This window comes from Rhodococcus maanshanensis NBRC 100610 (genome assembly GCF_001894865.1).
GTDB lineage: Bacteria > Actinomycetota > Actinomycetes > Mycobacteriales > Mycobacteriaceae > Rhodococcus_G > Rhodococcus_G maanshanensis.
Map to the genome: position 1 here is coordinate 1 of NZ_BCXA01000032.1, position 13,546 is coordinate 13,546.

The following is a 13,546-nucleotide window of genomic DNA, read 5'->3' on the forward strand; positions in this document are numbered from 1 at the left end:
GCGGCGCAAGAAGTCGATCATCTGCCATGACCCGTTTGAATTGCCAGGGCTCGGTGCGGTGCACGGCGGTGCTCACCTCGTGCAGACGCCGCACCCTGCCAGCGTCCGCCCTTCCATCACGTTTGCGGGGGTGAGGTGGGTGCTTCTTCCTGGTCACCACGGCACCGCCTGCGCAAGTGCGTCCAATTCCGCTGCACTCCACCACGGTCGGGTCCGCCGTCGCACTCCGCCCAAGATGCCGGCGAGCCTCCCGGTTCCGGTGTGCCCTGACATCTTCATGAACACGGGCAACGGAACGGCCTGGATCATCGCGCACTCCCACGTCGACCGTAGCCGGGAGGACGTCAGCGGCCGCAGTGTCTCGGGGACCTCACAGCGTTCCAGTACATTCCCAAGGGTATTGACCGCTGGGAATGGATCGTGGAACACATGACCACCATGTGCATTCTCTGCCGCTTCGAGCACTGCATCGGCATATGCCGGACGTACCGGGACTTGCCTCGCGCTCGGACCCCGCACCGCGACGATCACGTGGTCGCCGCGTTCCCGGACGTCCGACGACCTGACCGACACCATCTCGGTGCCGCGAAGGCCCGCACCCGCACCGAGCGCCACCACAGCAGCAAGCCCCCGTCGGCGCACCGCGGTCGCCTGCCGCGGAGCCCACCACAGCAGACGGGACACCTCCGCAGGCGTATACGGATTCACCGTAAAGGGATAGTGCAGCACCGTGCGGTGCGGCTCCCACGGAGCGGCACGGGTGATCCGGCGCGACAATGACGTCAGCGCGGCTCGACGTGTAGACCGCGTCGACTCGGACAACCCGGCGACGGTGACGGCATATCGGTTGACCGTCGCCGGGTGGAAGATCTGCTCGACGTCGAGCGGCAGGCCCTGTTCGAGCGCCCACCGCACCAGCGATGTCACCATTACCATTCGGTCCACCGCCACCTGGATGACCTGCGTCGCCGCGAACCCTCGCCGGACAATGTCACGCACGAACGGCCCGATCTCCTCCCACTCCTGTTCCGGCATGTGGGGGGTGTACAACTCGATGACTTCCTCCGGGGTTCGACGCGCCATCACTGCTGCCCTCCCAGCCGGCACCAGCTCAGCGAACCGACCTGCGGCACTGGGAGATACGGGAGCAGGTCCGAGAAAGCCTTGCCGCTGACGACCCCTGCCGCCGAGAGGATCTCCGCGACACCGCAATCGGACAGCACCCCGGCCAGCCATGTCGACCGCAGACGCGGCACCATCAGGCGGGGCATCCCAGCGGGGTACTCGAACGACGCGAGCAGCGCTGCCGCCTGATCACGGCCCGTACGACGTGACGCCACCAACGGCCCCGCCCCCGCCCCAGCAGCGACCTTCTCCAGCCGATCAACCCAACCGGCCCGCACCGGAACCACCCGCCCCGCAGCGCCCGCGCCCCCGCCGAGCCTGACGGCCACCACGCCACCGACATCGACCACGTCCGAACTCACGACGGCGAATAGTTCACCCGAACGAGCACCCGCACCCACAGTCAGCGTCAGAATCGCCGTCATCGCCTGGACGCGGAACGGTCCGTTCTGCGATGCCGCCGCCTTCCAGTACGCCTCGACCTGCTCGCACGTGTACGGCGGCGACAAACCCTGCCGCGACCCGCGCTCGTCCGGCCCGGGCCACGGCGCCCGCTTCGTCACCGATCTCGCCAACGTCCGCAATCGCGAGATCTCCGCCGACCGCGATGTCGGGGCCAACTCCCGCATCCCGGTCACCCGGTACCGCTCAAGCACCTCCGGAGTCAGCACCACCTCACGGTCAAGGACCAACCCGACGTCGACCGCCCACACCGCCAATCGGGTCAGTACCTTGAGTGCGTTCGCGGCCTGACTGTGCAGCGTCGGCTCCGACAGCGTCACTGTCTCGCGCACCCACTGCCCCACCAATGACCACGATTCCGGATCGACCGATCGTGGTTCAAAACACCTGATACACGCCGCAATTGAGACCGGGTCATCGGAGCGTCGCCGATACGCGGCCATCACTGACCACCGCGACCATCGGTACGCGTAGTGCACTGTGAAGGTTCTGGCGCCGTTGGGGCGCAGAGGAGTATTGTCATGAGTGGTCACAACCTCATGAGTCACATGCGATCCCGCGGGATCCTGGCTGACGATACACAAGGACACCGAATACGACTCGGTGTCCTTCGAGGTATCAGAGGCGAATAGCGACCACCACCCTGACGAAGGCCCACTTCGGTACTCGGTATGCGCGGACGCATAACGAGTCAACGGAATTCAGGTGGCGTAACACCCAGGCTAGTCCCCGATTCCGAATCGCGAAACGCCTCAGAAGAACGAACCACGGAACGAACAAACGACTGCTCAGGGCACGGCCGCATCCAATCTCATCGCGCCAACTGCGCGATGCACGCCTATTATTGGAACTGCGGGACGCAGCAGATATTGCGAGCGGATCACCCGAAGTGCCGCCACAACGGGGCGGCGCGGTCAGTAACGCCAGCGGAGGGCCCCCGACGTTACATGGCTCGGCGACATCGGGCGCCTATTTGGGGACGGCGCCCGGTATGCCGCCATCAATCGCGCAACGCGCTCACGGAAGCGAAGCGTCATGGGCAGACGCACACCCTCACATGACGCCACCGCCCGCGGGATGATCGCCGAATTTCAAGCCGTACTCGGATCGAAACTCGTTGCCTACCTGACTAAGACGCACTGGATCGACACGATCCATCGACATCGGCCAGGCCCTCTGTGGTGTGTCTTCGTACAACGCTTCTGATTGCAGTCCACGCCAAGGATCGATCAGGGGCTTCCGGTGACATGGAGGATCAGCCACGCAGCTCGGCTGCCACCAACCGCGGCTATGCAGATTCCCACTCAGCCACGATGATCACGTCCGCAGCCTGTTCAATGTCTGCCGCGGTGCCGGCGCAACCGGTCAACCACGCCACAATCGATACCGGCTGGCCCTCGATCAGTAGGGACGGCTGCGGCTCGGTGAGCAGGGCCTGCACAGTCAGCGGATGCAGGCTCTTCGCGAGCAGCGGCGCAATACGCTCGAGATGAGGCACCGCGCCAGAGGCCGTGAACTGGGCCGGCGGAAGAAGTCGACTGCGCCCCTCCCCGAATGCCCACAACGTGCCGTCGGACAGGCGCTGACGGATTCGGGCCGCGGTGACCCCGAGTCGGTCCGCCGCCTCGGCGACTGACAGGCAATTGTGGACCAGGTCCTGCATTCGGGCGATGCCCTCCACCCGGGCTCCGGTGGCTGCGATCGGATCCTCGACAAACCCAGCGCTGGCGAGGACGCCGGCGTCGTGGTCGGAGAGCTCAGGACTACCAGGACTGCGGCCGGCGAGGCCGCGGAGGATCTGGGCGAGGTCGCCGCGATCGATGTCGATACCTGTCACCTCCCGCAACGCGTCCTCGAAGCCGACCTCGCCGCGCAAATAGCGGTCTTCCACCGTCCCGTTCGCCATCTCGCCCATCACGACCACCCGACCCTTTCAATAGAGATTCGGATGCACTTCCACGCTAGCCGCGCGGGAGGACACAGGCCACCAACCAACCCCGTACCGCACAGAAAGTGCGGCTGAGCAGTACCGGCACCATTCGTCCTGAGCCAGCGGTGCCGAGTTGTATGCCACGCCCACCACTCGGACTCTCTTGAGGTGCGCCTCGCCTGCCGCCAGTGCAACCGAAATTGGCCGATTGTCCCACCGGCAGAGACTCAGAGATGGGCGTATTGACCTTCACCCACACGGCTGGACACCAAACCGATCAGGCGTAGATCGACCCCCCAGCGTCTACGGTCGATTGAAGCCGCCCCGGATGATTCCGTGGCCGCGAGGGAATGGAATCGCGATTAGTTACCTCGAGCCAATTGCAGCAAGGATTGCAAATCGTCCAGTATTGGTCTCGCTATTCGCGGGCCCAGGACCTTGGCGGCCGATCTATCTGCTTTTCCCAAGCTTGCGCCAACCAAAAGTAGATAGCACTGCGAGGACGGCAGCAGCCTCCGCCCGAATAACGATGATGGCCGCTATGCCTCTACATGTGGACGGGAACCTAAGGGACTAGATTCAGGTCGAGGTGTTCCTACATTATTGTCCGGTGTCGGGAGTTGCAGCATAAAGACCCGGAGTTCGCGATTTGCTCGAGTCTGATATATTTCAAAGTTGGGCCATTCAGCGACCAGCCGTGGCCAGAGGGCATCTCGTTCAGCTCCGGTTATGTGGTGCACCTGAACTCGCTTTTGTTCTCCCCGCACAATCGCATCGATTTCGACTGCCTCGAGTAGGTTGGTACTCCACAATGGGTGGTTCGGCTTTCCCCAGTTCGAGCCAACAACCACATATTCATCTTTAGCGGTACGGATGGAAAGGAGCCGTATGGGACGTATAGTCCCGGTCTTGCGTCCGGGTATATATAGGATCACTGGCTTCATTCCAGCCCTGCGAACGAACGAATTCTGGTAATTTCCGCCGCGCGTGATGTACTCATCCAGCCGGACGATATATTTTGCGATCCGCGGAAATAATCGTGCCCGGCTGACTCGGAGGACTAGACGTCGCTTCATGCTTTGGGGAGGGGTAGTGGTCACCATTATTCTTTCGCCGTTGGGTGTGAGTTGATGCCAGAATGGGGATACCTTGATCGCGACATAGCGCGAAACGCTGCAACCCTCTCCATAGGGAGAGCCGTGGCTAGTGGTGAGCGGGGCAAGCTTCGACTGCGTGTTGGCTGTGCCGGAGTAGGAATTCCACGATGACGTCGTTGACGTCTTCGTGGTGGTCGAAGATTGCATTGGTATGGCCGGCACCGATGATGGTCCTGAACTCTCCGTTCGGCATAGCCTCCGCGGCAGCGCGCCCTGTGCGGGGTGGCCAGCGAAGGTCATGTTCGAACGCCACCACAAGAGCGGGGACCCCTACCTGCGACCAGTGTTGATGATGGTCGCGTTCGAGTATCCATTCATTGCATGCGGAGTACTGACCTAGCATTCCGGGGGTCGCGAGTCCTTTGCGTGAGGAGACCATTCGCTGCCAGCTCCGTACAGCGTCGTCGTCGTCACGCAGGATGGTGTTGGGGAGACCCTGAGCGAGATCATCGGCGATGAACATGCTGTCCGGGAGCTCGGACCCGAATTTCAGTAGGTCACGCCAACTTTCGGCCCACACTCGGGTCATCGCCGTTGTTTCTCCCACGCCGCCCATCATGACCGCGGATTTCAACAAGTCCGGTCGACGGATGGTCATGTTCTCTGCGATGAAAGTTCCCTGCGACAGACTGACAACATGCATTTGACCAAGTTCGAGTTCTTCTATCAGTGCGGCGAAGTCGTCGGTGAGCAGATCCAAGGTGTACGGATTGGGTGTTGATTGTGACCGGCCGACGCCGCGTGCGTCCGCGATGATCGGCCGGAATCCGGCTTCGAGTAGTGCCGGCACCTGATAGGGCAGCCATGCCAGGCCCGGCATACCCGCGCCAGGAATCAGCAGGACGGGATCACCAGCCTCGCCGTGGATCTTGTAGTACATGTCAATCTCATTCACACGGGCGAGGGGCATGGTTTGGCCTTTCGTCAGGTCAAGATCTGGAGTGTTTGCGGCTCAGCTGTTTCGAGTGATGAAGGTCGATGGGCCGTCGTCTGATGTATTGGCTGTGACCTCGCCGATGTCAATGAGGTATGTCAGGTGCGCCGAGCATTCGGACAGGGCGAGCTGCCAGCCGAGCGGGGGGATGTCTTCCCATCGGGTAGCCCAGGTCATCGACTCCGCGATTTGCCACAGCGACCTGGGATGACCGTCCGTGATGACTGCTCGCAGGTTGTCGAGTCGCCGATGATGGTGATCGACGATTTCGTCGATCCTTGTATCCCAATTGATTTCGATTGCTTCGTGCGCGGGACGTAGCGAGTAGCCGTCGCGCACGAGCTCTCGAATAGTGCTGAGTGATTCGAGATACCTATGGAGCAGACGGTGCTCGTCGACAGGGAATACGAACTCGCCGACGTGGGGGCTGGTCCTCGAGAGAACATGGTCTCCGGTGAAGACCATCCGCTGCTTCTCCATCAATGCACCCATATGTCCGTGGGTGTGTCCGGGAAGCCACAGTGCAGTGAGATCGCCTGCCGCGGTTGCGATCGTGTCCCCATTCCGCAGGCGTCGATCCACCTCGGCTGTGGGTATCGCCATGGAGTAGCTTCCTCCGCAGTCGCTGTATGAATCGAGCGCTGAGCGCGGTGCTCCTGCAGATGCCAGGTTGTCCAGTTCCCATGACAGGTGGGAGTCGTGTGATTCAGTTGTGCGCATGCCTTCCATAAGGTCGGCGTCGAGTTCGTGCATGGCAATCCATGCACCTGACGCTTCCTGGATACGGCCGGCCAGCCCGGAGTGGTCAGGATGGTGGTGCGTGAGAATGATGCCCTCGGTATTGCCGATGTTCAGGCCGAGTGATGCGAGGCCGCTCGAGAGAGCCTGCCAAGCGGTTTCATCGTCCCATCCGGCATCGATGAGAATGGGCCCGTGCACGCCTTCAATGAGATAGACGCGCGTTGCGTTGATGGGGAGGCTCATTACTGGTACATCGATCACGCCGAGCAGTCCGTCGTTTCCTGTCGAAATAGTCACGGTTACTTCTCCTCTGGAAGTGGGTGATGGCTGCGGTCGATGAGGTCGACAGACGGGAGTGCAAGCACGCACACGATGACCACGATCGCGCCGACTCCTCCAAGTTGGATGATCACGTCGGAGACGGCGGGAGCTGTGGCGTCGCGGGTGCTTGCTCCGGTGGTGCTTGCCTGCTGAGCTCCGGCAGCGAAGATGCCGCCAGCGAATGCGAGTGCCACGGTTCCGCCGATCTGACGAAAGAAGGTGACTGCGGAAGTGGCCAGCCCGACGTCGCTCGGGCCGAGTGAGTGCTGCGCGACCATCATCAGCCCTGAGATCATCGGGCCGATTCCGATGCCCAGGAGGGTTAGCCCGCCGTAGATCGCCGGTGTTGCCTCGCTCGGTAGCTCCCTCAGGAGGACCAGGCCGCCTATGGCGATGATCCCGAATGCGACAAGGGGCCAGCGATATTGACCGGTCACCTTAACGATCGCACCGAGTACGACCATGCCCAGGACGAGACCCACCATCAGGGGAAAGGTGCGGATCGCCGATTCGGTGGCCGAGGTTCCAAGAGCGGTCTGAAAGTAGCGCGGAATGAAGATGACTGCCGGGTACATGAGGAAGGCGACCGCAAATGACGCGATGAGGGTCGGCGCGAGTCGACCACGCTTGAGCGTGGTGACGGGAATGATGGGGTTCGATGCACGTTGTTCGACAACAACAAAGAGCATGATCCCGATGACGCCGGCTGCAATGAGTGGCCATACCGACATGTCACGCCATGCCAGCGGTACAGAACTCGCGCTGCCGCCCTTGTTGCTGAGTCCGATCAGTATTAGGCAGACGCTTGCCGAAAACACCACGAAGCCCGGCCAGTCGATTCGGCGTGTCCGATCACCTTCAGGTGGCTGTTCGTCCAGTGTTCGAACGACGATCAGCAGCACCAGAACGGCGATTGGAACATTGATGAAGAACACCCAATGCCAGCTCAGCTGGTCGGAAAGCAGGCCACCGAGGTAGGGGCCGATCAAGAGGCTGACGGCAATGATCGCGCCGAACGCACTCTGGATCTGAACTGCCTTCTCTGCTGGTGCTCGGTCGAGCATGAGGGCTAGAGGCACTGTCACAAGGACAGCAGCTCCAACTCCTTGCACGGCACGCGCTGCAACCAGGACGGCCGCATCTCCGGCTAGTCCACAGGCGATCGATGCTCCGGCGAACACCACGATGCCAAATACCAAGAGTCGCTTATGCCCGAATCTGTCCGAGAGCGATCCGAAAATCGGTACGAAGACCGTGGAGGTGAGTAGGTAGGAGGTGACGACCCAGGTATAGACGTGTGCACCGTCGATGTCCTCGGCAATCTTGGGAAGTGCGGTGCCGACGATTGTCTGGTCCAACACAGCCATGAACATGGACAGGATGATTGCGCCGACGAGGATTGTGGGGATGGGTCCTCGTGACGCAGTGTCCGACGTTACGGGAGGTTCGCTCTGCGTTTGATGGTCCGACATCTGGGAATGCGGGTTCACGGCGCCGCCTTCGCCTGAATGTCATTGAAGGTCAGTTCCTGGTTCAGGACTGCGCCGACGTTGAGTCCGTCTGAGACCGCTCGAGCGATGAAGTGCATCCCCGAGGGAGCGCTGCTGCGGCGGGCGATGTCGCCGCAGGCATACACCCCGGCGACGGAGGTCTGTCCGAGTTCGGACACTTCGATGGCGTCATCGTCGAGCCGTACGCACCCGAGGTCGTCCGCGATGTCGCTGGTGTAGTCGATTGGGGGATGTACTACGACGGCCTCGGCCGGCACCGAGCGTCCGTCGACAAGCTCCACTGCGGTGCAGGTACTTCCGTCCGCCGCGATTCTGGCAGGTTCTCCGTGTATGACCTCCACCCCAGCCTTCGTGAGCAGATCCATGTGAGGGCTGGAGTCGCCCGAATTGGGGGTGGCGATCAGGGTGACCGATGGTGACCATTGGGTGAGCAATTCGGCGTGGAAGTAGTCCAGCGGCGACAAGCCCAGCATTACCAGTTTCCGGTTCCGCACTTCCCAACCGTGGCAGTACGGGCAGGCGAAGACCGTTCTTCCCCAGTTCTCGGCGAATCCCGGGACGTTGAGGAGGACATCTGTGACACCCTGAGCAATAACAACTCGGCGCGATTTGATTGTTGCCGGAACACCAGCTGTGTCGACGACAAATGCCCCTGGAGTTCCCGACGCTGAAACGGCGGGGCGATCGATACGGGTGACCGATGCGTATTGCGCGAGCTCGACGTGGGCCGCGGCTCGTAGATCACTCGGCGGTGCGCCGTCTCTTGTCAGGAACCCATGAGCTCGTTCGGCGAAGCGATTCCGCCCTGCTCCGGTGTCGAGCAGGGCAACCGTACGGCCGGTTCGGCCCAATGTCAGCGCGCAGCTCAACCCTGCGGGCCCCGCACCAATGATGGTGACATCTACGTTCATTCTCTGTTCTCCTTGTCCGTAGGGCGCAGGGTTCAGCGCAGTGCCGATCGGAATGATTCGAGAGCGTCGGGGTTCTGCCGTTGACTAGTCGACTGGATGAGAAGGGCCGCAAGTTCATCACTGAAATGGGCGGCAAGGTGCTTCAGTTCGGTGTCGTCGGCGTAGGACCTGCGAGCGGTGAAATCCACAACCAGGGCATTGCCGTGTAGGAATGGTGTGATGGCCAGGTTATGAGGCTGGTGATCGGCCATTGAGCGCTCATGACTGACGTTGGCGGACGAGTCTCGGATGAGCGTGGTGCCGCTGTCTGCAGTCCGGCCGAGGTAGTTGAACGCGACATCGGAGTCACGCCAGGTCATGGCCTGGCCGCGCTCGTGCAGGTATCTCAGCTGGCCGTACCCAAGGCCATGCTGAGGCACCTGGTCGAGTGCTCGTCGTGTTCGACGCAGGACACTGAGTTGGTTGCCGCGGCCTGCTTGCACCGCGATTGGATAGATGACGTTGAACCAGCCGATAGTCCGGGAGATCTCAAGATTCCCGCGAAGGTCGTGTCGGCCGTGTCCCTCGATGTCGATCTGTACTCGAGATTCGCCCTTCCAACGGTGAATCGCGGAGATGCTGGCGGCCAAGAGAAGATCGCGTACTGTCACGCGCTGCTCAGATGCACAACGTGTGAGGGCCTCTTCTAGTGGATCGTTCGACTCGTAGCGCGCCGCGGTGAGCTCAGCGGCTCGTGAACCATCGGGCAAAGCGTGACCTGTGGGGCGGGTCTCCTGATCGGCCAGGGCATTCCAGTACTCCACTTCGGAGGTTGGGTTGCCAAAGTTCGTGTACTCGGCGCACTCGTGAGCCCACGCGGCAAAAGGACTACCTGGTGCTGATTCTTCAGTGATCTCCCCCATGTATGCGCGGTCGAGTTCGTCGCAGAGAACATTGATTCCCACGCCGTCGACGATGAGGTGATGTGCCGAGACGAGCAGCCGTGTTCCGTGCCGCGAAGGAAGTACTGCCACACGGAATAGCGGCGCCGTGTGGAGGGAGTACGAGGCCTGGACCTCTCGCACGAGGGCATCCTCGTCGGCACCCAAGTCGGCGATCGTGAGTACGTTGTCGAGATCGATCTGATCGGCGTGCCCGATCGACTGTTGCCATCCGCTTGGTTCATGTCGATACACGTATCTGAGGACGTCATGCCGACGGACAAGAAGACCGATTGCGTCCTTCAACCGTGCTGTGTCTACCGGCTCGTCGGTACGCAGCCATGCCGACCGGTTGAAATGATGAAGGTCGTTGAGTTCGAGGCTGAAGAACCACCGCTGCACCGGCGTAAGCGGAACATGGTCGCCGGGCATTGGGATGATCTGCCGATCATTTCGCGTCTTTCGTTCTACGGGGAGGGCGACAGCGGCGAGACTTCGGACTGTGGGGTGGTCGAAGAGGTCCTGAGGTCTGACAGCCAAACCCTCAATACCGAGATTACTCACCACATCCAGGGCGGCAAGCGAATCGCCGCCCGACCCAAAGAAGTCGTCGTCTAACGAAATCGCCGTGCGCTGCAGTACGCGGCACCATACGTCGTGAATCGTGTGCTCGGTGGAAGTCATTGCAGCGCTATGACTCTCGGATCCGGAATCCTGGATCCCCGGCGCCGGCAGGGACTTGTTGTCAATCTTTCCGTTCGTAGTCAGCGGGAAGGAGTCAAGGACGACAAAGCGGCTAGGAACCATGTACGCGGGAAGTCGACCGCGGAGGAACTCACGCAAATCGGAGATCTCGAGGTCGTTGACGCCAGGAACAACGTATGCCACGATCCGGCGAGTTCCATCGTCAGCACGAACGTCACAGTGAGCATCACGGACGGAAGAATGCTCACGAAGGTTGTGATCGATCTCGGTCAGCTCGATCCGATAGCCGTTGACCTTGACCTGTGTATCGCGGCGGCCGAGGAACTTGATGATTCCGTCTCGCCCGTACTTTCCGTAATCGCCAGTCCGGTACCACCGTGAGCCATCCCGCAAGGTCACGAACGCCGCGTCAGTCTTCTCCTTGTCACGCCAGTATCCCTGCGCCACACCGATTCCACCGATGTACAACTCGCCGGCAACATTGACGGGAACAGGGTTTCCGATCTCGTCGAGGATACGGAAGGCTTGTCCGGCGAGCGGTGTGCCATAAGGGATCGAGTCCCACCGAGGGTCAACGCCGTGAATGTCGTAGACGATCGACCAAATCGACGCTTCGGTAGCTCCACCCATACTGACAACCCGAGCGTTCGGGCAAAGTGCACGGATTCGGTCTGGCAACGTCACCGGGATCCAGTCGCCGGACATCATGACCAAGCGAAGGCTAGATAGGTCGATCCCATGGCGTTCGGCTTCGCCGACAACGAGTTCCATCAGCGCCGGCACACTGTTCCAAACAGTAACTCCCTGGCTCTCGACCAACCGGGCCCAATGCGCGGGGTCACGCGACTCCGCTTCGTCTGGGAGTACCACGGTTCCACCGACGCCCAGAATTCCGAAGATGTCGAACACCGATAGATCAAAGTTCAACGCGGACAACGCAAGAACAGCGTCAGATCGATTCACCTCGAAGCGCCGGCATATGTCGACGACCGTGTTTGCGGCACTCGAGTGGGCGATCTCAACCCCCTTGGGGAGACCAGTTGATCCTGATGTGAAAATCACGTAGGCGCTACGACCAGGGTCGATCTCAATCGCCTCAAGTGCCACTGCGTCATCAGGAATCGGGTCTTCCCGGCTATCGATGTCGATCACAGTGATGCCGTCAGGCCACTGGTGTGCAAGCCGTGTCTGGGCGTTGGTCAGTACGAGCGTCGTCCGGCCGCGCTCAAGGAGATAGTGCAGGCGGCTGTCGGGGACCTGGGCATCGAGAGGTAGGTACGCGGCGCCCTCTGCATTGACAGCGAGGACGGCGGCGATCTGCTTGCTGTACTTGGGAAGCACAACTGCGACCAGGCTGTCTTCCGCGGGCTGGTGTGCTCTGATCGCCCGACGAATCCGGTCGACCGCAACTCCCAGCTCGCCGTAGGTCACCTGCTGTCCCTGGTCGACGATCGCCGTGCGGGACGGGTCCTGCGTCAACTGAGTCATAGCACGCGAATGGAGGGTTTCGTTCTCGCAAGCGGCAGGGCCACCACTGCTCCAATCCTCGAACTCGGTGACCTCGCGCTCGTCGAGCATTGGGCATTCGAGCGTGGAGACGGAGCCATCGGCTGCTGCGCTTTTGGCAACCATCTCGATATGGGTAGCTATGGCGGTCGCGGTCGGGCGGTCGATGATGCTTGGATCGAAAACGAAGTTCCACTGTTGGGCGGCATCGCCCGGGTGGACCGCCGTAGCCGGCCCCGCAAGCGCCACGTCGTATGGGGAACGGAAGTCCCGGCTCGCAACGATGCCGTCGATGTCCGCCATCCCGAGGTACGGAGACGTATCTGCGAGAGCTGCTTGGAAGAGCGGTGTACGTGACGGGTCACGATCGGGTGCGAGTTGGTCGATCAGCTGTGTCATGTCTGTGGGATGCTCGGTGTAGAAGCCTCGGAGCGAGTTGGTCTCGCTAACAACGGAGTCGAATGTCGTGGTACTCAGTTCGATCGGCACCGGCAGGAGCTGTTCTCTGCCATCGCGGGGGGACTTGACTGGCACGCCAATTGCGGTTGACCTGATGCCTGAGTGCCGCATGAGAACGGCGGCAAGGATCGTTGCTGCGGCGTCGATGCGAGATGCGTTGGAGCGTTGTCCGATGATGTCAAGGTGATGGGTGAACGCCATCGGATTTCGAAGCGGGACCGCTGTGCATTGCGTCCCTTTGATCGGTGGGCGGGCAACGAGCGCCGGCAATGAAAGGGGCTCGGCGGCGGCGAGTCGGTCGAGCAGCCTTGCACGTAGGTCGGGGGCAACTTGGCGAACTTCCATGCTGTGAGGTTCGTGGACCTCAACGTGGCAACCAAGGCGCTCCAGCAGAGCTGCGAGGATACGGGCACAATCGAACTCATCGCATAGCATCCGGCTTGCGGTGAGACCGATCATTGTTCTATCGCCGACTGTCGCCATCGACCATCTCGTCAAGCGATCGCCAGGCTGATGGACGTCGGCCCACAGTGATTCTGTGAATGATGTGCCGTTATTCCCAGCTGGACGGAGAATGCTGGCGCTGGGACTTCCGGCGGAGTCGGCGGCCTCAATCTGAGGACGGTTTCCGATCAGCACTAGGTATGAACGCAGAACGTCAAAGTCGTGTTCGACTTCAGCGATCGCCGCTGTTATCACCTCTGGGGCGATCGCTCGCGCAACTGTAGCTGTGGCGATCGCGTGGGTCGCTGATGTCTGTTGCCCGAGGCGGGAGAGGAACCACACTCGGTGGTCGCCTACGCGAGTTGTCGTCGTCGCGTTGATGTTCGTCATGGGAGGTAGTCGCTTCTTCCGTCGGAATGG

Annotated in this window: 9 protein-coding genes; all 9 read right to left on the reverse strand. The window is 61.3% G+C overall.

The genetic code is table 11. The features are described from left to right. Window positions 1–153: 153 nt before the first annotated feature. Complete coding sequence (locus RM1_RS16225; protein WP_245816382.1) at window positions 154–1,035, reverse strand: site-specific integrase; 882 nt, start codon at window positions 1,033–1,035, stop codon at window positions 154–156. A gap of 47 nt (window positions 1,036–1,082) precedes the next feature. Continuing rightward, window positions 1,083–1,919 (reverse strand): hypothetical protein, encoded by an 837-nt coding sequence (locus tag RM1_RS16230; RefSeq protein WP_245816383.1) that lies wholly within the window; start codon window positions 1,917–1,919, stop codon window positions 1,083–1,085. A 956-nt stretch (window positions 1,920–2,875) separates the two neighbouring features. Beyond that, window positions 2,876–3,502, reverse strand: coding sequence for a helix-turn-helix domain-containing protein (locus RM1_RS16235; protein ID WP_245816385.1), 627 nt, complete (start codon window positions 3,500–3,502; stop codon window positions 2,876–2,878). A 554-nt stretch (window positions 3,503–4,056) separates the two neighbouring features. Continuing rightward, on the reverse strand, window positions 4,057–4,821 hold the full coding sequence (locus RM1_RS27185; RefSeq protein ID WP_083576769.1) for a nitroreductase/quinone reductase family protein: 765 nt from the start codon (window positions 4,819–4,821) through the stop codon (window positions 4,057–4,059). Further along, complete coding sequence (locus RM1_RS16245; RefSeq protein ID WP_169922336.1) at window positions 4,721–5,554, reverse strand: alpha/beta fold hydrolase; 834 nt, start codon at window positions 5,552–5,554, stop codon at window positions 4,721–4,723. The genes RM1_RS27185 and RM1_RS16245 overlap by 101 nt, the downstream gene beginning before the upstream one ends. A gap of 72 nt (window positions 5,555–5,626) precedes the next feature. Continuing rightward, window positions 5,627–6,646, reverse strand: coding sequence for an MBL fold metallo-hydrolase (locus tag RM1_RS16250; RefSeq protein ID WP_143069485.1), 1,020 nt, complete (start codon window positions 6,644–6,646; stop codon window positions 5,627–5,629). Between the two features lie 2 nt (window positions 6,647–6,648). Further along, the gene (locus tag RM1_RS16255) at window positions 6,649–8,043 is read right to left on the reverse strand and encodes an MFS transporter (protein ID WP_169922337.1); all 1,395 of its coding nucleotides are present in this window, start codon (window positions 8,041–8,043) and stop codon (window positions 6,649–6,651) included. Window positions 8,044–8,156: 113 nt separating this feature from the next. Further along, window positions 8,157–9,092 (reverse strand): NAD(P)/FAD-dependent oxidoreductase, encoded by a 936-nt coding sequence (locus tag RM1_RS16260; protein WP_072752790.1) that lies wholly within the window; start codon window positions 9,090–9,092, stop codon window positions 8,157–8,159. Window positions 9,093–9,124: 32 nt separating this feature from the next. Next, a complete protein-coding gene (locus RM1_RS16265) occupies window positions 9,125–13,516 on the reverse strand; it encodes a non-ribosomal peptide synthetase (RefSeq protein ID WP_083576771.1) in 4,392 nt (1,463 codons plus the stop codon). Between the last annotated feature and the right edge of the window lie 30 nt (window positions 13,517–13,546).

Excerpts from the sequence above, each read along its gene's own strand:
- RM1_RS16260 (WP_072752790.1), bottom strand. The coding sequence starts at position 9,092 with ATGAACGTAGATGTCACCATCATTGGTGCGGGGCCCGCAGGGTTGAGC.
- RM1_RS16235 (WP_245816385.1), bottom strand. The coding sequence starts at position 3,502 with ATGGGCGAGATGGCGAACGGGACGGTGGAAGACCGCTATTTGCGCGGC.
- RM1_RS16225 (WP_245816382.1), bottom strand. The coding sequence starts at position 1,035 with ATGCCGGAACAGGAGTGGGAGGAGATCGGGCCGTTCGTGCGTGACATT.
- RM1_RS16265 (WP_083576771.1), bottom strand. The coding sequence starts at position 13,516 with ATGACGAACATCAACGCGACGACGACAACTCGCGTAGGCGACCACCGA.
- RM1_RS16245 (WP_169922336.1), bottom strand. The coding sequence starts at position 5,554 with ATGTACTACAAGATCCACGGCGAGGCTGGTGATCCCGTCCTGCTGATT.
- RM1_RS16255 (WP_169922337.1), bottom strand. The coding sequence starts at position 8,043 with ATGTTCATGGCTGTGTTGGACCAGACAATCGTCGGCACCGCACTTCCC.
- RM1_RS27185 (WP_083576769.1), bottom strand. The coding sequence starts at position 4,821 with ATGCAATCTTCGACCACCACGAAGACGTCAACGACGTCATCGTGGAAT.